The organism is Mesorhizobium sp. WSM4817, from assembly GCF_055811135.1.
Genome location: NZ_JBVVQQ010000020.1, coordinates 1 through 18524, shown reverse-complemented (window position 1 = coordinate 18524; position 18524 = coordinate 1). Strand labels below are relative to the sequence as shown.

The 18524-nt window shown below is 63.2% G+C and carries 17 protein-coding genes and 1 tRNA gene; 4 read left to right on the top strand and 14 right to left on the bottom strand.

Annotation, left to right across the window (positions count from 1 at the left end):
* Window positions 1-70: 70 nt before the first annotated feature.
* The 6 genes from AC0L2K_RS24140 to AC0L2K_RS24115 all read right to left on the bottom strand — a co-directional run bounded on the left by AC0L2K_RS24140 (window position 71) and on the right by AC0L2K_RS24115 (window position 4768).
* Window positions 71-1000, bottom strand: a complete 930-nt coding sequence (locus AC0L2K_RS24140) for an electron transfer flavoprotein subunit alpha/FixB family protein (protein ID WP_128168703.1) — start codon at window positions 998-1000, stop codon at window positions 71-73.
* Between the two features lie 157 nt (window positions 1001-1157).
* Window positions 1158-1907 (bottom strand): electron transfer flavoprotein subunit beta/FixA family protein, encoded by a 750-nt coding sequence (locus AC0L2K_RS24135; protein WP_473532512.1) that lies wholly within the window; start codon window positions 1905-1907, stop codon window positions 1158-1160.
* 350 nt (window positions 1908-2257) lie between these two features.
* Window positions 2258-3052 carry a rhomboid family intramembrane serine protease gene (locus AC0L2K_RS24130; protein WP_473532511.1) on the bottom strand — a complete coding sequence of 265 codons (795 nt, stop codon included), beginning with the start codon at window positions 3050-3052 and terminating at the stop codon, window positions 2258-2260.
* A 23-nt stretch (window positions 3053-3075) separates the two neighbouring features.
* Window positions 3076-3657, bottom strand: a complete 582-nt coding sequence (locus AC0L2K_RS24125) for a cob(I)yrinic acid a,c-diamide adenosyltransferase (RefSeq protein WP_128168701.1) — start codon at window positions 3655-3657, stop codon at window positions 3076-3078.
* Window positions 3658-3685: 28 nt separating this feature from the next.
* The gene (locus AC0L2K_RS24120) at window positions 3686-3877 is read right to left on the bottom strand and encodes a twin transmembrane helix small protein (protein ID WP_123149186.1); all 192 of its coding nucleotides are present in this window, start codon (window positions 3875-3877) and stop codon (window positions 3686-3688) included.
* A gap of 24 nt (window positions 3878-3901) precedes the next feature.
* The gene (locus AC0L2K_RS24115; protein WP_128168700.1) at window positions 3902-4768 is read right to left on the bottom strand and encodes an SDR family oxidoreductase; all 867 of its coding nucleotides are present in this window, start codon (window positions 4766-4768) and stop codon (window positions 3902-3904) included.
* A gap of 57 nt (window positions 4769-4825) precedes the next feature.
* Between AC0L2K_RS24115 and AC0L2K_RS24110 the strand changes: the two genes are divergently transcribed.
* The gene (locus tag AC0L2K_RS24110; protein WP_128168699.1) at window positions 4826-5677 is read left to right on the top strand and encodes a YihY/virulence factor BrkB family protein; all 852 of its coding nucleotides are present in this window, start codon (window positions 4826-4828) and stop codon (window positions 5675-5677) included.
* A 50-nt stretch (window positions 5678-5727) separates the two neighbouring features.
* Here AC0L2K_RS24110 and AC0L2K_RS24105 read toward each other — a convergent pair whose 3' ends face one another.
* Together AC0L2K_RS24105 and gluQRS are read right to left on the bottom strand one after the other, a co-directional pair.
* Entirely contained in the window at window positions 5728-6603 is an 876-nt protein-coding gene (locus tag AC0L2K_RS24105) for a DMT family transporter (RefSeq protein ID WP_473532510.1), read from the bottom strand.
* 406 nt (window positions 6604-7009) lie between these two features.
* A complete protein-coding gene (gene gluQRS / locus AC0L2K_RS24100; RefSeq protein ID WP_128168696.1) occupies window positions 7010-7885 on the bottom strand; it encodes a tRNA glutamyl-Q(34) synthetase GluQRS in 876 nt (291 codons plus the stop codon).
* Window positions 7886-7966: 81 nt separating this feature from the next.
* Here gluQRS and AC0L2K_RS24095 point away from each other — a divergent pair, with 81 nt between their 5' ends.
* Together AC0L2K_RS24095 and AC0L2K_RS24090 are read left to right on the top strand one after the other, a co-directional pair.
* Window positions 7967-8608 carry a DNA-3-methyladenine glycosylase family protein gene (locus AC0L2K_RS24095; protein WP_128168695.1) on the top strand — a complete coding sequence of 214 codons (642 nt, stop codon included), beginning with the start codon at window positions 7967-7969 and terminating at the stop codon, window positions 8606-8608.
* 229 nt (window positions 8609-8837) lie between these two features.
* Window positions 8838-9395 (top strand): HNH endonuclease, encoded by a 558-nt coding sequence (locus AC0L2K_RS24090; protein ID WP_023797250.1) that lies wholly within the window; start codon window positions 8838-8840, stop codon window positions 9393-9395.
* A 157-nt stretch (window positions 9396-9552) separates the two neighbouring features.
* Here AC0L2K_RS24090 and AC0L2K_RS24085 read toward each other — a convergent pair whose 3' ends face one another.
* Together AC0L2K_RS24085 and AC0L2K_RS24080 are read right to left on the bottom strand one after the other, a co-directional pair.
* Window positions 9553-10071: a disulfide bond formation protein B gene (locus AC0L2K_RS24085; RefSeq protein WP_023797251.1), complete on the bottom strand. Its 519-nt coding sequence runs from the start codon at window positions 10069-10071 to the stop codon at window positions 9553-9555.
* A 92-nt stretch (window positions 10072-10163) separates the two neighbouring features.
* A complete protein-coding gene (locus AC0L2K_RS24080) occupies window positions 10164-10751 on the bottom strand; it encodes a YqaA family protein (RefSeq protein WP_128168694.1) in 588 nt (195 codons plus the stop codon).
* Between the two features lie 288 nt (window positions 10752-11039).
* Here AC0L2K_RS24080 and AC0L2K_RS24075 point away from each other — a divergent pair.
* Window positions 11040-11124, top strand: a tRNA-Leu gene (locus tag AC0L2K_RS24075).
* A 100-nt stretch (window positions 11125-11224) separates the two neighbouring features.
* Here the strand turns inward: AC0L2K_RS24075 and AC0L2K_RS24070 are convergent.
* From AC0L2K_RS24070 to secA, 4 genes are all read right to left on the bottom strand, one after another.
* Window positions 11225-11833, bottom strand: coding sequence for a hypothetical protein (locus AC0L2K_RS24070; protein WP_128170427.1), 609 nt, complete (start codon window positions 11831-11833; stop codon window positions 11225-11227).
* Between the two features lie 545 nt (window positions 11834-12378).
* Entirely contained in the window at window positions 12379-13659 is a 1281-nt protein-coding gene (locus AC0L2K_RS24065) for a GNAT family N-acetyltransferase (RefSeq protein WP_473532509.1), read from the bottom strand.
* The gene (locus tag AC0L2K_RS24060) at window positions 13659-15059 is read right to left on the bottom strand and encodes a lipopolysaccharide biosynthesis protein (RefSeq protein WP_128170429.1); all 1401 of its coding nucleotides are present in this window, start codon (window positions 15057-15059) and stop codon (window positions 13659-13661) included. The genes AC0L2K_RS24065 and AC0L2K_RS24060 overlap by 1 nt, the downstream gene beginning before the upstream one ends.
* A 375-nt stretch (window positions 15060-15434) precedes the next feature.
* Complete coding sequence (secA, locus tag AC0L2K_RS24055) at window positions 15435-18167, bottom strand: preprotein translocase subunit SecA (protein WP_473532508.1); 2733 nt, start codon at window positions 18165-18167, stop codon at window positions 15435-15437.
* Window positions 18168-18524: the final 357 nt, after the last annotated feature.

Sequence of the window (18524 nt, the reverse complement as noted above, 5' to 3'; positions counted from 1 at the left end):
GCAAACTAAAAGGGCGGGGCGACTTCGTCTACCCCGCCCTTCACAATTTAATACGCTTTGGCAGAAGGCGTCAAAGCGCCTTTTGCAGTTCCGGCAGAATGACGAAAAGGTCGCCGACGAGGCCGTAGTCGGCAACCTGGAAGATCGGCGCTTCCTCGTCCTTGTTGATGGCGACGATGACCTTCGAATCCTTCATGCCGGCGAGATGCTGGATGGCGCCGGAGATGCCGACGGCGATGTAGAGATCGGGTGCGACCACCTTGCCGGTCTGGCCGACCTGCCAGTCGTTCGGCGCGTAGCCGGCATCGACTGCGGCACGAGAGGCGCCGACGGCGGCGCCGAGCTTGTCGGCGATCGGCAGGATGACTTCCTGGAACTTCTCCGAGGAGCCCAGCGCGCGGCCGCCCGAGATGATGATCCTGGCCGAAGTCAGCTCCGGACGGTCGGTCTCGGAAAGCTTGTTCTCGACGAAGCTCGACAGGCCGGGATTGACTGCTGCCTGAACCGTATCGACCGGGGCTGAACCGCCCTCGGGTGCAGCCTGGAAGGAGGCGGTGCGCACGGTGATCACCTTCTTGGCGTCGCTCGACTGCACCGTCTGGATGGCGTTGCCGGCATAGATCGGCCGCTTGAAGGTGTCGGGCGAGACAATCTCGATGATCTCCGACACCTGCGCGACATCGAGCAGGGCTGCCACGCGCGGCGCGACATTCTTGCCCGAGGAGGTCGCCGGCGCGACGATCGTGTCATAGGCATCGGCCATGCCGACGACGAGCGCCGCCAGCGGTTCGGCGAGACGCTCGGTGAGCTCGTCGGCTTCGGCAAGCAGCACCTTGCTCACGCCCTTGAGCTTGGCGGCGGCGTCCGCTGCCGGCTTGGCGCCGTTGCCGGCGACCAGCACATGCACGTCGGAGCCGATCTGCAGTGCCGCCGAAAGCGCCTTGGCGGTCTGGTCGGAAAGCGTCGCATTGTCGTGTTCGGCAATCAGAAGAATTGTCATCTCTCTATTCCTTGATCCACTTCAGCGGGGGCGTCTCGAATTCATGTCAGGCCGAGTCGAAAACGGTTGGTTCGAGAACCGGAGCGGAGCGTACTTCGGTACGTGAGCACCGGAAGCGCAGAACCCTGCCGTTTGCAGGCCGGCATCACATGAATTCCTACAGCACGCCGGCTTCGTTCTTAAGCTTGTCGACCAGTTCGGCGACGCTCTTGACCTTGACGCCCGCCTTGCGGCCGCCCGGCTCCTCGGTCTTGATCACCTTCAGCCGCGGCTTGACGTCGGCGCCGTAATCGGCGGGAGATTTCTCATCGAGCGGCTTCTTCTTGGCCTTCATGATGTTGGGCAGCGAGGCATAGCGCGGCTGGTTGAGGCGAAGATCCGCGGTGACAATCGCCGGCATCTTCAGCTCCACCGTCTGCAGGCCGCCATCGACCTCGCGCGTCACCTTGGCCTTGTCGCCATCGATAACGACCTTGGAGGCAAAAGTGCCTTGCGCCCAGCCCAGAAGTGCGGCCAGCATCTGGCCGGTCTGGTTCGAATCGTCGTCGATCGCCTGCTTGCCGAGAATGACGAGACCGGGCTTTTCCGCCTCGACCACGCCCTTCAGCACCTTGGCGACACCCAGCGGCTCGGTCTGCTCGTCGGTCTTGACCAGGATGGCACGGTCGGCGCCCATGGCGAGCGCGGTGCGCAAGGTCTCCTGCGCCTGCTGCGGCCCGATCGAGACAACGATGATCTCCTCCGCCTTTTCGGCCTCCTTCAGCCGGATCGCCTCTTCGACCGCGATCTCGTCGAACGGGTTCATCGCCATCTTGACGTTGGCGAGTTCCACCGCCGAACCGTCAGCCTTCACACGAACCTTGACATTCGCATCCACAACCCGCTTCACGGGCACAAGGATCTTCATTTGCCTGTCACCTCTTTCACGATAGCCACCTCTTCAAGATAGTCACCTTTTTCAAGATAATCGGCGCGCTATAGCAGCGTGCGCCTCTTCAGAGTTGTCGAAAGCCGACATTCCGGACGGAATTCTGGTCTCCGACCGTCTAAAGCGCGTCGCATTCGACCGACCTCACGCGACGCGCTTCAGGTTGTGTGTTCCATGCATGCAGTTATCGCAAAACCGCTGCACAGTTTTGCGCGACATGCATTGGTGTGGGAACGCTTCCGTAGTTGCGGCGACCCCGCACGTCAATATCCGGGGCGCGCCCAAATCATCCGCGCCGCACTCAAATCGGTTCAGTCGGGCAAATCGGTTCAGTCCGGACTGGAGGCGGTTCCCCGTCCCCAGCGCGACGCCGGCAGCGGTTCGCCTGGCGCCGGCTCTGCGGCAACAGGCATTTGGCCGGCGACCACCGCTGCCTCTTCATCCGCACCGGCAAGCAGCGGTACGGCGCGGTTGCGCAAGACGAGCACCAGCACGGCCCCGGCGATGATGCCACCGACATGGCAGGCCCAGGAAATCTGATCCTCGCCACCGGCGGCGAACATCACGATCTGGAACAGGATCCACAGGATGAGCGGGATGAAGGCCGGGATGCGCAGCGGAATGCGGGCGAAGGCCAGCACCCATACCTTCACCCTGGGATAGAGGATCAGATAGGCGGCGACCACGCCGGCAATGGCGCCTGAGGCGCCGATCAGCGGAACCTGCGAGTCCCACGCGATCAGGCCCTGGAAGAAGGCGCCGGCGATGGCGCAGAGCAGATAGAAGGCGAGAAAGCGGATATGACCGAGCGCGTCCTCGACATTGTCGCCGAACACCCACAGGAACAGCATGTTGCCGCCGAGATGGAAAATATCGGCATGCAGGAAGGAATAGGTGACGTAGCTCAGGCTCTCCGGGATCACGACAGACTGCGGAGCCAGTTCGGCGCTGTCATGGACGACCGACGGGATGAAGCCGAGCCCCAGCACAGCCGCGTTGGTGAACTGCTCGCCGCCAAGCGCGGTGGCGAAGTAGATGAGCGTATTGAACGCGATCAGGCCGATCGTGACATATTGCTGCTTGATGTGGCGCAGCCGGTTGGTGTCATAGAGCGGGATGAACATCGGACCCCTCCGCCTCGGCAGATTCAGCGGTTTTTGCCGGGAACCCATAGCACGTCGGCGTTTCCATTGTCATTGACCGCGCGTGCGGCGACGAACAGAAAGTCCGATACGCGGTTGATGTATCTTATCGCCTCGGGGCTGACGTGCTCGCCTGGGGTTTGCGTCAAAGCCACCATGATGCGCTCGGCCCGCCGCGCCACCGTGCGGGCGAGGTGAAGGGCCGCCGCCGCCGGCGTGCCGCCGTTGAGCACGAAGGATTTGAGCGGCTGCAAATCCTTGTTGAGCAGGTCGATGTCCTTTTCGACGCGGTCGGTCTGCACAGCGGTGATGCGCAGCGGCTCATAACCGAGCGGCTTGCCGTCGTCCGGCACCGCCAGATCGGCGCCGAGGTCGAAAAGGTCGTTCTGGATGCGGCCGAGCATCGCGTCGATCGCCGGGTGTGTTGCCGCGGTGTGGATGCGGGCCATGCCGATGCAGGCATTGGCTTCGTCGATCGTGCCATAGGCGTCGATGCGCAGATCGGATTTCAGCCGCCGTTCACCGGTGCCGAGGCCGGTGGTGCCGTCGTCGCCGGTACGGGTGTAAATCTTGTTGAGCTTGACCACGCTCTGCCTCCCGAAATCGCCACCCTCGTCACTTGCGGGTGAAATACACCGCCAGCATGATCAGCACCAATGCCACGAACTGCAGCAGCACGCGCGTCTGCATCAGCTTGTTGGAGGTCATGCCGGAGCCGCCGCGCATCATGTTGACGAGGCCGCGGATCAGCACGATGACCACGGCGACCATGACGAGAACAGCGAGGATGTTGAAGACGGTTGCCATAGTGTGTTTTCCAGTCGATTGCGTTCAGGCGCGTTTGGCAAGCAGGCGGTAGAGCATTGATGCCGGCAGGATGCGTTTGAGGACGACGCCGATCCTGGCCGGCACCGTTACCACATAATGCGGACGCGGGCGCCGCGACAGAAGCGCATGGCGCAAGGCCGCATGAACCACCGCCGGCCCGGGCTTCAGCCGTGACGTGCTGCCGCCGGCCTGCAGCCGTTGCAGCTGCGCCTCGTAAGCGAGGCGGTGCACGGAATTCTCATGGTCGATATTCCTGAGAAACCACACAAGGCCGTTGCTGGCGATCTTCGATGTCACCGGCCCCGGCTCGATCAGCGAGACATGGATGCCGCTGCCCTGGAGTTCCTGATGCATGCACAGCATCAGCCCTTCGATCGCGTGCTTCGACGCCGAATAGGCGCCGCGAAAGGGCAGTGGCGCCAGGCCGAGGATCGAGGAGCAGTGGACAAGACGGCCATGGCCCTGGCGCCGCATCACCGGCACGACACGGCGGGTGAGGTCATGCCAGCCGAAGACATTCGCCTCGAACTGCTCTCTGAGCGCTGCGACCGGCAGGTCCTCGACGGCGCCGGGCTGGGCGTAGGCGCCGTTGTTGAACAGGGCATCGAGCCGTCCGCCGGTCCGCTCCAGCACCGACGCCACCAGCGTCTCGATGGATCCCGGTTCGCAATAGTCCAGATAGAAAGCCTCGAGGCCGTCGGCCTCGAGGGCGGCGATGTCCTCCGGCTTGCGTGCCGTCGCGAACACCCGCCAGCCTTCCGCCTTCAGCGCCCGGGTGCAATAGGCGCCTATCCCGGAAGAAGCTCCGGTGACGATGATGGTGCGCAACTCTTCTCCAGGAGGAAGCGTGCTTTGACCTAGGCTTGCCATTTGCCGCAATCCCTTCCCATATTCGCGGCGTCGAGACAATCGAAGGGAACGCGGTTCTTGTTGCGGAAGATCGTAGCCCTCAAGCGCGTGCTCTATGACGCGTTCGGCCATTTCGATGCAGACGATGGCTGGGCGATGGCCAGTCATCTGGCGATCACGGCGCTGATGGCGCTGTTCCCTTTTCTGATTTTCGCCACGACGCTGGCCAGCTTCCTCGGCGCACAGGCTTTCGCCGACACCGCCGTGCATATCGTCTTCGACACCTGGCCCGAGCAGATCGCCCAGCCGATCGCGCGCGAGGTGCTCAACGTGCTCACCGTGCAGCGCACCGACCTGTTGACCTATGGCGTGCTGCTTGCCGCCTTCTTCGCCTCGAACGGCATCGAGGCGCTGCGCACCTCGCTCAACCGCGCCTACCGCGTTTCCGAAACGCGCGGCATCATCTACCGCCGGGTACAGAGCATCGCCTTCGTGCTGATCGCCACGGCAGGTTTTCTGGCGATCAGCGTGCTTCTGGTGTTTGCGCCGTTGCTGGCGCGGCTGGCCGAGGCCAATTTCGAATGGGTAAAACCCTATATGGGAACGATCACGCTGTGGCGTTACATCATCGCCTCGGTCGTCATCGTCGGCGGGCTGTTCGCGGTGCATTACTGGCTGCCTGCGGGCAAGCGCCGCTTCGTCTCGATCATACCGGGCATCATCTTCACGCTGATTGCCTGGCTTATCGGGTCGACCATCTTCGCCGCCTATCTCGACCGTTTCTCGTCCTATGTGACGACCTATGCCGGCCTTGCCTCGATCATGGTCGCGGTCGTCTTCCTCTATATGGTCTCGGCGATCTTCATTCTCGGCGGTGAACTCAATGCCGCGATCAGCCGCTATCTGGAGGCACGCGCGCGAGTTGGCTGATTCTTGTTTTGAGCATGATCTTTTCCGAAACCGGTTCCCACTTTTTGGGATCATGCTTTGGTTGGCTGAGCGGTTGCCAGCCCGACGCCGAGCGTCGCGATCGCCATGCCGACGATCTGGACCAGGTTCAACTGTTCGCCGAACAACAGCCAGGCGATGACCGCGGTGACGGCCGGGACCAGATAGAACAGCGAAGCGACTTTCGACATCTCGCCGTCGCGGATCATTACCATCAACAGGAAGATGGCGCCGATCGACAGCACCAGCACCAGCCATGCCATGGCGAAGATCAACTCGCCATTGACGATGACGGTTCGGGTCTCGAAAGCGAGCGAGGCCAAAACCATCACCGATGCACCGCCGACATATTGCCAAGTGGTGGCCGCCACGAGATCGCCGCCGGAGGCGAAGCGCTTCTGCCAGATCGTGCCGGCGCTCATGCCAAGCACCGAGACAAGCGAGGCGGCCAGCGTTTCGGCCGTCACGCCGCCGCCGAGCGTTCCGAGCTTCGGCCAAAGCACGATGACCACGCCGGCAAGTCCGACAGTGAGGCCGGCCCAATGGCGCGGCAGGATCGCCTCGCCGAGAAATCGGCCGGCCATCACTGCGGTGATCAGCGGCTGCAGCCCGACGATCAAGGCCGATAACCCGGCCGGCATGCCCCTGTGGATGGCCCAGAACACGCCGCCGAGATAGACGCCATGCATCAGGATGCCGGCGCCGGTCGCGTGAAACGCCTCCTTGCGCGTCGCTCGCCTGGAGCCGAGTGCTGCCATCAAGGCGGCCAACAGCACGGCGGCCAGCACGAAACGAGCGACCAGGAAGGTGAAAGGCTCGGCCCACGGCATGGCATAACGCGCGCCGATGAAGCCGGTCGCCCACAGGACGACAAAGGAGGCGGGGATGAACCGCTTGATGCTGCGCATTTTTGAAAGGCTGCCGCGTGCTCGGTGAGGGGTTTTGTACGGGACTGCTGTAATGCGGTTCAACCCTGCTAGCAAAACCAAACGGTTGATCCATAGGCTCATCCGAATTGAAGGAAGCGCCCTGGATCAGGGAGGATCAAAACATGATCCAATTCCACTCGGATAAATGCTCATCTGTCGTGATCCTTCGCGCCCCCCTCTGTCCTGCCGGACATCTCCCCCACTTGGGGGGAGATTGGCAGCTTTGGCGTACCGCTCGCTCCCGCGACGGTGGCGGTTCGCGAAGGCGGTGGTGACGGCGATCTCCCCCCTTGTGGGGGAGATGTCCGGCAGGACAGAGGGGGGCGCCTCGCTCCGCCATCAAAGGTTCTGCACCGTCGTGACGTTCTGAGGTAACGGAATTGATTTAAATCCCAACCAGCCGCCGGACGTCTTCCGGTGATGCGCCGGCCTCGCGCAAGGCGGCAAGGCCGGTATCGGCAAAACTCTTCGACAGCTTTCGTCCGTCCGGGCCCAGGACCAGACGATGGTGGAAGTAGCCTGATTGCGGCAGGCCGAGGAGTTCCTGGAGCAGGCGCTGCACGCCGGTGGCGGAATAGAGGTCCTGGCCGCGCACCACATGGCTGACGCCTTGCAGCGCGTCGTCGACGACGACGGCGAGATGATAGCTTGTCGGGATTTCACGGCGCGCCACGATCACGTCGCCCCAGTCCTGCGGCCGGGCTTCTATCGTGCGTGTCGCGGAAAGGCTTTCATCGGAAAATTCCAGCCATGACAGACCCGTGCCGACGCGCGCCACCGCAGCATCGACGTCGAGCCGCCAGGCGAAGGGCACATTCTCGGCCATCCGTTGCTGGCGTTCCTTCATAGTCAGCGCCTTGTCGACGGCGGGATAGAGCGGCACCCCGTCCGGGTCGCGCGGCCAGTCGCGGCCGCGCCTTTCGCGGTCGGCAATGAAGGCGCGGATTTCGCCACGGCTCATGAAGGCCGGGTAGACGAGTTCCTCGCTGATCAGCCGATCGAGCACCGCCTGATAGTCTAAAAAATGCTCGGACTGGCGGCGCACCGGTTGTTCCCAGCCAAGCCCGAGCCATTCCAGGTCGCGAAAAATACCGGCCTCGAATTCCGGTGTGCAGCGCGTCGTATCGATGTCTTCGACGCGCAGCAACAGCCGCCCGCCGGTTGCGCTGGCCAACTTTTGATTGAGCAGCGCCGAATAGGCATGGCCGAGATGCAGTTCGCCATTCGGGCTCGGCGCGAAACGGAATGTCAGGAGTGTCATCGTTCGGCGGCAATCGGGTTGTGCGGCGCTTTCGCCAGTTGCTACTTTGCGCCTGCCACTTTGGGCCGGGAACAAGCAGACATGCAACGCATCGCCACGCTCGACGACGTCTCGCAAGGGCTCGACGCACTCTGCCTGCTCGACCCGCGCCTGGAAAAGGTGCGCGGCATGGCCGGCGAGGTGCCGCTTCGGCTGTCTGAGCCGGGGTTCAGTAGCCTTGCCTCGATCATCGTCTCGCAGCAGGTATCCCGCGCCAGCGCCGACGCGATCTTCGGGCGGCTGACAAAACTCGTCGATCCGCTGACGCCGCAAGCCATCCTTGCCGCTGACGAAGCCATCTTTCGCGAAGCCGGACTGTCGCGGCCGAAACAGCGCGGGCTGATCGCCGTCGCCCAGGCGGTGGTCGATGGGCTCGACCTCGATCATCTCTGTTTGCTCGACGCCGCGGAGGCGATCGCGGCGATGACCAAGGTGTCAGGCATCGGTCCGTGGACGGCGGAAGTCTATCTTCTGTTCGCCGCCGGCCACCCCGACGTCTTCCCGGCACGCGACGTTGCCCTGCAGAGCGCGGTCGGCCACGCGCTCGGCATCGACCCGCGCCCGCCCGAGAAAACGCTGATCAAGCTCGCCGAATCATGGAGCCCGTGGCGCGGTGTCGCATCACGGCTTTTTTGGGCGTATTATCGTGAAACCCGGGGCAGGGACGCCGCGCCGCCTGGCTGAATCCGTAAGAAAGCATGAAAATCATGCATTTTTAGCGCCGCGATTGATCGACAAGCCGCTTCACATCCCTGTCATGTCGGGCTTACAGTATCCGCGCCGACAGGCTACAGCGCCGCGCATCCGACTGGATGCGCAAAGGACGCTGTAAGACTTTTGAATCTGTGCATGATCCTTTCCGAAAATCGATTCGATTTTCGGGGTCATGCACTGGACCAAGGAGGTCAATGACGTGACGGTTGCCGTATCTCCGGATGGGCTTCCAGCACTGGTGCTGAACGCGGATTACCGTCCGCTCAGCTATTACCCCCTGTCGCTCTGGTCGTGGCAGGACGCCATCAAGGCGGTGTTCCTCGAGCGGGTCAACATCGTCGCCGAATACGAGCACGCGGTGTCGTCGCCGACCTTCTCGATGAAGTTGCCGAGCGTCGTCAGCCTGAAAGCTTATGTGAAGCCATCGCGGCATCCGGCCTTCACCCGCTTCAACGTCTTCCTGCGCGACCGTTTCCAGTGTCAGTATTGCGGCACGCCGGAGGATCTGACCTTCGACCATGTCGTTCCCCGCCATCGCGGCGGCGCAACGACGTGGGAGAATGTCGTCGCCGCCTGCTCGCCCTGCAATCTGAGGAAAGGCGGCATGATGCCGGCGCACGCCAAGATGTGGCCGCTGCAGAAACCTTTTCAGCCGACGGTGCATGATCTGCACAACAATGGCCGCCTGTTCCCGCCCAACCATCTGCATGAAAGCTGGATGGATTATCTCTACTGGGATGTCGAACTGGAGCCATAGAGTTCGGCAGAAATCCGCCATGCCGGTCGCCTGACGCAGCTTTCTGCGCTTCCGTTGCTCTGCTCACGTACTGTAAGTACGCTCCGCTCCGGTTCTCGAAACCCACGTCATGCGCTCCGGCCTGACGAATTTCTGGACGAACTCTGCGCTGTGCAGCTCAGCCGCGGGCAAAGGCGCCGCGGAAGGCGATGATTGCCAGGACAAAGCTGGCGATGGCGTTCCAGCCGGCCAGCGACAAGCCGAGGATGCGCACGGCCGCCTTGTCGCAGGAGGGCGGGACGAATCTGTCGAGCGCATCGAGCACGCCCTTGCCGCCGGTGTCGACCGGTCCGGCAGCCGCTCCGCAGTCGGTCGGCCCCGGCCACCACGCCCATTCGACGCCGGAATGATAGACGCCGAGATAGACGCCGTAGACCATCAGCAGGCCGCCGACGGCCAGCAGGCCGCGTGTCAGCCAGGCCGGCCAGCGCAAGGTCGTCGCAAGCGCCGCCAGCAGCATCAGCGGCACGCCGATGTAATAGGGGGTGCGTTGCTCCAGGCAGAGCTTGCAGGGGATGTAGCCGCCGAGATGCTGGAAGGCCAGCGCCGAGCCGACGGTGGCGGCCATGGCGGCGGCGAGGAACAACGCCGTCCGCATGCGCTGGCGTCCAGGGTCGGCATTCACGGTCGCTGTCATCGATCTGCCGTTCGCCTTGTTGTTGAGCATGAACTTTTCCGAAAGCCGGCGCCCACTTTTTGCTACGCTGACCTTCGGTTCGGGATCATGCTCTAAAACGCGTATTTGACGACGATATAGAGCGAAATCAGGGCAGCGGCGCCGGCGCCGGCGATCATGCCGAGGCGCTTTTCGATGAACTCGCGGATCGGCTCGCCATAGCGGCGCAGCAGCCAGGCGAGGAACAGGAAACGGGCGCCGCGCGCCACGATCGCCAGCACGATGAACAGCAGCAAAGGCGTGCCGATGACGCCGGACAGGATCGTCACCACCTTGATCGGCGGCAGATGGGCGAGGCCGGAGGTGATCAGCATCAGCACGATGAATCCGGTGCCCGCCGAGACGCGCAGTGTCTCGAAGTCGTCATACTTGCCGTAGAATTCAAGGATCGGCCGCGCCACCGTGTCATAGGCGTAGTTGCCGATGTACCAGCCGGCTATGCCACCCAGAACGGAGGCCAGCGTGGCGACCAGCGCGTAGCGATAGGCGCGATCCGGCCGCGACAGCGCCATCGGCAGATAGAGCACGTCGGCCGGCACGAGAAATACCGAGCTTTCGACGAAAGCGATGAAGGCCAGCCACCATTCGGCGGATTTCTTCGCCGCCAGCGACAAGGTCCAGTCGTAAAGTCCGCGAAGCATCGGCACTCCTGATGCACGTCGCCCAAAAAAGCGCAGCGCCTTTGGGACAACAATGCATAAAAACCAAGACCAAAAGCACGCCAGATGAATCTCTCCAGACGCGGCGCGCTTCAATGCGCTGCCTGTCTAGAAAGATTTTTCGCGCCGCACAATGGCCGTAGCTTCACGAAATCGAAAGGCCGCGGCCGAGCGAAAGCCGAATGCCCGGAATTGGCCACCCCGAATTGGCCAGTTGACGAACAGGCCTCCAACCGTATAGTCCGCGCCCATCCAGGCCGCCCGGCCTGAGCCCCTATGGCGGAATTGGTAGACGCGCTCGACTCAAAATCGAGTTCCGCAAGGAGTGCTGGTTCGATCCCGGCTAGGGGCACCATTTTCTACCCGAGACACCTTGAAGGCTCGGTGGGAGGTTATCCTACGCGTACCTGGGATAACCCAATTGAGGCCGGGCCATTGCGTAGACTAAGTCGCCATTACATCGGCCCCGGCACCATCTTGGTCGGCTGCTCCGGCATCGGAAACGCGTAATTGTCGCATTTCACGTCGGGGTTCGTCGGGCTGAACATTCCAAGTGGGTTGTCTTTGAACAGCCAGACGTGAAGATCGTAATGGTAGAACTCCACCGGAATAAGCGGATAATGCCCCTCCATCGGCCCCTGGAACGTCTGTCCAAACAGTTTCGGCGGCTCCTTGGTGTCGGGCGTCAGCGGAACAAGCCATTCCACGGCCACCAGGCGCAAGCCGCCGTCGACCGGCTCATAGATAAGGACATTGGGGCGCGCCGGATCTGGTGTCGGGCTGACGCTCGCGACGTTGACGAAATGAATGCCCATCGCGCCCTTCGGGTAATCCATAGCTCCAGCCACTTTTTCGCCGCTGTAATAAACGCATCCGACCGTCGACAGATAGAGGTCGCGAATGGCGGCCTTGTAGTCTTCGTACTTCGAAAGCGATTGTTTCAGGGCATCGATCTCGACCTTGCCGGGCTCGGCGGCCTGACCCGCGGCCGCAGTCAGGCAGGCGCCGATCAGGCCGGTCAAAGCGAGAATACTGCGACGCCTGAAGTGAATTGGTTTCGTCATGCATTCCTCCCAGATTTTTGTTCTGGCCGTGCAGGACCGAGGCGGCAATGATGCTGGTTGCGCGGCCGAGATTGTCGCCGATGCTAATCCTTTCCGCCGGTTGGGAGAATTAACCCTGATGACCTAGGCCTTCGACACAGTTCTTCCACTGAGTCTGAAAGGGACTGTGGACGGTCGCTGCCGTCCGGCCTGCAGCTGCCAATTTCCAGCGCTGGTGATCAGCGTAAGCCCCTGCGCCTTCGTCATTCCCGGGCCGGAGCAAGGAGCGAAGGGACGCGGCGGCGCGGTAGACCAGGCGGTCCTGGATGATGCGCCGCGACCACCAGCCGGCGCTGCCCCTCTCTTCCTTCTCCCCTTGTGGGGCCGAAGGGCGGGCGAGGCCCGTGATTCGCCCCGGGCGGCGGATTGGCGCGTAGCGCCAAGACGGTTACTGGACGGAGCGCTGTTGGGTGCCACTTGAGCACTCCTCATCCGACCTCGCTTCGCGAGGCCACCTTCTCCCACAAGAAGCACAAGAAGGGGAGAAAGGAGAGCCGCACTTTGCCCTACCGCCGTCCCAGCAAGTTCTTCACCCGGTTGCGCAGCAGGCGCGCCATGTTGCGGGTTTCGCGGTAGAGGTGGATCTGCGACGCCGCCTGGCGGGCGAGGCGGTCGGCGTCCGGCGTCAGGCCGATGACCAGCGTGCCGATCGGCCGGCGCTCCGTCCATAGCCGGCTCATCACCGGATGGTCGGGCACGGCGCAGGAATCGGTCATCATGATGTTGGGATCGTCGAGATGCTGCCTGGTCACCTCGATCATCAGCAGCGTGCCCGCCGAATAGGCGGCGAGCGTCTCGTCATAGGCCGTCTTCCAGGTGTAGGCGACGCCGGCCTCGACGAAGACGACCAGGCAAGCGATGGTGCGGTCATCGAGCGTCAGTGAATGGATGCGGCACAGGTCGCGTTCGGCCAGCCGGTGCACGGCCTCGCGGGCAAAGGCGGCGCGGTAGCGGTCGATGGCCATGGCGGTGCGCTCGCGGCCTTTCCAGCCGGCGGCCTCAAGCGTCAAAAAACGCTCGATGGCATGGCGGATGTTTTCCGGTCCGCGCGCCACCTGATGCTCCAGCCTGCCCAGGTCGGCGAGGCGGCGTTTTAGGCGGCGAAACTCGCGATAATGGTGCGAGCGCAGCGAGGCCTTCAGATACTCATCGCCGTCGATCTCGCTTTCGAGCATCGGCCGTTCGGCCTTGCCGGTGGTGACCAGCGTCAGGCCACGCGTCTCGGCGACGGTGGCCAGCAGGCTGGCCACCGGGCCGTCGAGCCGGATGTCGGGCAGCACGAAGACTTTTGGCAGTTTGAGATGCGGCCGCGACAGCATCGCGAAGAAATCCTCGATGACGCCGACGGGATCGTCGCGGTCGACCAGCGGCGTGCCGATCGGCCCGAACGGGCTCGACCATGTGCGCATCACCCGCACGCCGAGCGGCGTCGCCGGCCGCTCCACCGAGAACGGCACCAGCAAGCGCAGCCGGTTGCGGTATTCGTCGCCGTCGCGGATGACCGCCAGCCGCACCTCGCGGTCTTCCAGTCGCGGCATGGCGGGTGCCAGGAAGCGCGGGTTGAAGAACACGTTGGGCTCGATCGTGCGGGCGCAGAGATAGTCGAGTTCCTCGACCAGGTCGAAGCCGGCGGAGGCGGCGTAAATTGCCAGTTTGCGCTGGGGCCGGCCGTTGGCCAACAATTCGATATGGGCGGGATCGGCTTCGCGGGCGAGCCCGGCGAGGCCCGACACCAGGGCGCCGGCCGGGCCGCCGCTGGTTTCCTCGAGCAACGGGATGGCAGCCATCACGCGGCTCCTTTGGCGGCTACGAAAATGACCATGACGATGCCGAGCCTGCGCCAGACCGTGAAGGACAGCGCGCCGGCTTCGAAGATCATCGCGAAGGCGGTGGCCATCGCCGCGCCCCACAGGCCGAAAAGCGGGATCAGCACCAGATTGAGGCCGATGTTGAAGGCCAGCGTCATGGCGTAGACGGCGGCGCAGATATTCTGGTTGCCGCTCATGGTGAGCAGGCTTTCGCAGGGGCCGACGGCGGCGCGGGCGACGACGCCGAAGACCAGCAGGAACAACAGCGGGTAGCCGGCAACGAATTCAGGCCCGAACAAGCTCAGCATCGGCTCGCCCAGCACCAGCACCAGCAGCGCCATCAACAGCGATGGCCAGAACGTCCACGACACGGTTTCGCGGGCGAAGGCGGCGAGCTTTTCGGGCTCGCCATGGGTGAATTGCGCGTAGCGCTGGGCAACGCCCGCCTTGACCGCAAAATAGACGAAATGCACCAGTGCCAGCGTCTTGACCGTGGCGAAATAGACGGCGACGTCGTTGGGATTCATATAGGCGCCGACCATCAGCACGTCGGCATTGGTGAGCAGGAAGAAGAAGCCTTCGACCAGGAAGATCGGCAGCGACACGAGGAACCATTGCGCGAAATGCAGCTTCCTCGGCCCGGCCGGGATTTTTTTGCCGATGCGCGCAGTGATGCCGATGAGCTGGCCGAGCGTGGTGGCATAGGTGGCGGCGATCGAGGCGAAGATCGCCGTCCTGGCATCGGGCGCAAAGCCGACCAGAAGCATCAGCGCCATCAGCGCCAGGATCAGCACCGGCCGCACCAGATAAGTCGGCGCCAGCGCAAACAGCGCCCACGAGTTGGCCCGCGCCAGCCCCTGCAGCAGATCGGACATGGCGATCATCGGCATGCAGATGAGGCCGAGAATGAACGGCACGACATAGTAGTTCTCGATAAACGGCGAGAGCAGCCAGACGCCGAGCGCGCCCAGTCCGGCGATCGCCGTCGAGGCGACCAGCACGAACAGGCGGCTGGTCAGCACGATGCCGCGCAGTTCGGCCAGCATGTTGCGCTCGCGATATTCGGGAATGAAGCGGATGATCGAGGTGTGGAAGCCGAGGCAGGCGAGATTGCCGACGATCACCATCGTCACCCAGACAACGACAAAAATGCCATACTCGAACGAGCCCATCCAGCGCGCCATCAGCACCTGACTGACGAAAGCGATGACGGCGCTGACGATGCGGATGGAAAAGGCGATCAGCGACATGCGGCTGGCTTCGCCGCGCTCGTCGGCGGTGAACAGCACGGCATCGATGCGGCCAAGCAGCGGCTTTGCGCGCAGCGCAAGGCGCTGCGGCAGGAACCGCCCGGCTGTCGTCGCCGCGGAAAAGCGCACCCTGATCACACTCCGTTTTCGGCTTCTTTTCGGGTCTGGGTGTAGTCAAAACACATTAAGAAACGGTTGGGTGAGAGGTGGAAGCCCTCCCTTCTCCCCGTTCACGGGCAGAAGGTGCCGGCAGGCGGATGAGGGGCGCCGGCTTTGTGCCATGTTCACCGTTCGCGGCAGAACGCGACGAAACGACAGGCCAGCTGATGGAAAGAAATAAGAGCTGAAGGCCCATTTCCGGTGTCGACGGGACAGCGCCCCCCTCTCGCAAGCCGGCCATCCCCCCACGGGTGGTGAGATTGGCTAATCGTGGGCGTTGGCGTCGCCCCTCATCCGCCCTTCGGGCACCTTCTCCCCGTGAACGGGGAGAAGGGAAGTGGGTGCTTACGCAAACGCCCCATGGCAATGCTTGTACTTCTTGCCCGAACCACACGGGCAGGCCTCGTTGCGGCCGACCTTGCCCCAGGTGGCGGGGTTTTGCGGGTCGCGGTTTTCGGGGGCGACGGTGGCGTGGGTCTCCTGGCGAACCAGAAGACCGGTCTCGCCGCCGTCAAAATCGTCCTCGCCAGTGGTGCCGTCGAGATGACTGCCGAACATGTCGGGCGCCTCGGGCGGCGGCGCTTCGGCGGCCTGGCGGACCAGCTCGACGCGCATCAATTGCGCGGTGACGGCCTGGCGCAGATTGCCCAGCATTGCCTGGAATAGCTCGAACGCCTCGCCCTTGTATTCCTGCAGCGGGTCGCGCTGGGCGTAGCCGCGGAAGCCGACGACCGAGCGCAGGTGGTCGAGGTTGACGATGTGCTCGCGCCAAAGATGGTCAAGCGTCTGCAACACCACGGAGCGCTCGACATAGGCCATCACGTCGGGGCCGAAGCGCTCTGCACGCTCCTTGGCAGCGGTCTCGGCGGCCTGGCTGATGCGCTCGCGGATATCGTCCTCGGCAATGCCCTCCTCCTTGGCCCAGTCCTCGACGGGCAGGTCGAGATTGAGGAACTCGGCGACCTCGGCCTTGAGGCCGGCGACGTTCCACTGCTCGGCATAGGCGTTTTCGGGAATAGCCTTGGCGACGATCTCCTCGATGACGCCCTCGCGCATCTCGGCGATGGTCTCGGACAGGCCTTCACCGTCCATCAGCTCGAGGCGCTGCTCGAACACCACCTTGCGCTGGTCGTTCGAGACGTCGTCATATTTCAGCAGGTTCTTGCGGATGTCGAAGTTGCGCGCCTCGACCTTCTTCTGCGCCTTTTCCAGCGCCTTGTTGATCCAGGGGTGGATGATCGCCTCGTCTTCCTTGAGGCCAAGCTTCTGCAGCATGCCGTCCATGCGCTCGGAGCCGAAGATGCGCATCAGATCGTCCTGCAGCGACAGGAAGAATTTTGAGCGCCCGGGATCGCCCTGGCGGCCCGAGCGGCCGCGCAACTGGTTGTCGATGCGGCGCGACTCATGGCGCTCGGTGGCGAGCACGTAGAGGCCGCCGGCGGCGAGCGCCTTCTCCTTCAGCCGGGCGACGTCGTCGCGGATTGCCTTTTCCCTGGCGTCGCGCTCGGGGCCGGCCGGCATGTCGCCAAGCTCCTCGGCGATGCGCATGTCGGCATTGCCGCCGAGCTGGATGTCGGTGCCGCGGCCGGCCATGTTGGTGGCAATGGTGATGGCGCCGGGTTTTCCCGCCTGGGCGACGATCGCCGCCTCGCGCTCATGGTGGCGGGCGTTCAGCACCTCGAAATCGGTAAAACCTTCCTTGCGCAGGCGTGCGGCCAGCAGCTCGGATTTCTCGATCGAGGTGGTTCCGACCAAGGTAGGCTGGCCTTTTTCGCGGGCTTCCTTGATCTCCCTGACGATCGCCTTGTACTTCTCCTCGACGGTCCGGTAGACCTCGTCGTCCTCGTCAATACGGATGACCGGCAGATTGGTCGGGATCTCGGTGACGTCGAGATTGTAGATGTTGGCGAATTCCTCGGCCTCGGTCAACGCCGTGCCGGTCATGCCGGCGAGCTTCTTGTAGAGGCGGAAATAGTTCTGGAAGGTGACGGAGGCGAGCGTCTGGTTCTCCGGCTGGATCGCCACATGCTCCTTGGCCTCGAGCGCCTGGTGCAGGCCTTCCGAATAGCGGCGGCCCGGCATCATGCGGCCGGTGAATTCGTCGATGATGACGATCTCGCCGTTGCGCACGATGTAGTCCTTGTCCTTCTGGAACAGCTGGTGCGCCTTGAGCGCATTGTTGACGTGGTGGACGATGGCGACGTTCTCGACGTCGTAGAGCGACTCACCCTTGAGCAGGCCGGCGTCGCGCAAAAGGTTTTCCAGCTTCTCGGTGCCATCCTCGGTAAAGATCGAGGTCTTCTGCTTCTCGTCGATCTCATAGTCGGCCGGTTCGAGCTTCAGCATGAAGGCGTCGATGGTGTTGTACATTTCCGAGCGGTCCTCGAGCGGACCGGAAATGATCAGCGGCGTGCGCGCCTCGTCGACCAGGATGGAATCGACCTCGTCGACGATCGCGTAGCTGTGGCCGCGCTGCACCATCTGGGCGCGCTCGTATTTCATGTTGTCGCGCAGATAGTCGAAGCCGAGCTCGTTGTTGGTGGCGTAGGTGACGTCGGCGGCATAGGCGGCGTGGCGTTCCTCGTCGGACAGGCCATGGACGATGACGCCGACCGTAAGGCCGAGGAATTTGTAGACGCGGCCCATCCATTCGGAGTCGCGTGTGGCAAGATAGTCGTTGACGGTGACGACATGGACGCCTTTGCCGGCGAGCGCGTTGAGATAGACGGGCAGGGTGGCGACCAGCGTCTTGCCCTCGCCGGTGCGCATCTCGGCGATGCCGCCATTATGCAGCACCATGCCGCCGATCAGCTGCACGTCGAACGGGCGCATGCCGAGCACGCGGCGCGCCGCTTCGCGCACGGTGGCGAAGGCCGGCACCAGGAGATCGTCGAGACTGGCGCCGTTGGCGACGTCCTGGCGGAATTTTTCCGTGCGGGCCGTCAGTTCGGCATCGGAGAGCGCCCGCATCTCGTTTTCCATGGCGTTGATCGCTTCGACGCGCGGTCGGGTCGACTTGACCCGGCGATCGTTGGAGGAGCCGAAAACCTTACGGGCGAGACCGCCAAAACTGACCATTCAATGGTCCTTTCGATAGCATTCCAAGTCGATGCGACGGGTGCCGGCCGGCCCCATCAAATCCACGTGAAACGCGGACAAACGCAAAAAGCGCCCGGAAAACGGTTCTGGACGCAAAGTCGTTGGACAGATAAGAGGGGGCTCAATCGATGTCAACGGCGCGCTGGCCCTGACGACCGTGCCAAATTCCGCCACAATCCGGCTGGTCTGGAAGCCATCCCGCCCTAGCTATCCCCATTGGAGTTAATTGTATGTCCTTATTGTTCCGCCGCGCGTCGCTCGCCAGCCTTGGCTTGGCATTCGGGCTGACGGCGCTGTCGCTGTCGCCAGCGATGGCGCAGGACACCGCGCCCGCCC